Origin of the sequence: Streptomyces sp. DH12 (assembly GCF_020873895.1) — a bacterium.
In the GTDB taxonomy this organism is placed as follows: Bacteria; Actinomycetota; Actinomycetes; order Streptomycetales; family Streptomycetaceae; genus Streptomyces.
Genome location: NZ_JAHWGT010001694.1, coordinates 1 through 386, shown reverse-complemented (window position 1 = coordinate 386; position 386 = coordinate 1). Strand labels below are relative to the sequence as shown.

Here is a 386-nt window from a genome sequence, read left to right as displayed (position 1 = left end):
GCAGGCCGGTCCGGGAGCTGTTCGGCAGGCTCGCCGACGGCACCCGGGTGGACCGCTGGACTCTGGAGAACGGCGGCACCCGGATGGAGGTCCTCTCCTACGGCGGCATCGTCCACTCGCTGGAGATCCCCGACCGCCGTGGCCGGCGCGCCAACGTCTCCCTCGGACTGCGCACCCTGGCGGAGTACGTCGCCTCCAGCCCGTACTTCGGCGCCCTGATCGGCCGGTACGGCAACCGCATCGGCAAGGGGACCTTCACCCTCGACGGCGCCCGGTACCAGCTCTCCGTCAACGACGGCGAGAACAGCCTGCACGGCGGCGCGCAGGGCTTCGACAAGCGGGTGTGGGACGTCGAGCCGTTCACCCGCGGCTCCGACGTGGGCCTG

At 72.0% G+C, this 386-nt stretch carries 1 pseudogene; it reads left to right on the top strand.

The window, feature by feature from the left end:
- Positions 1-386: pseudogene (locus LPA54_RS41770) on the top strand (galactose-1-epimerase); the annotation flags it as partial.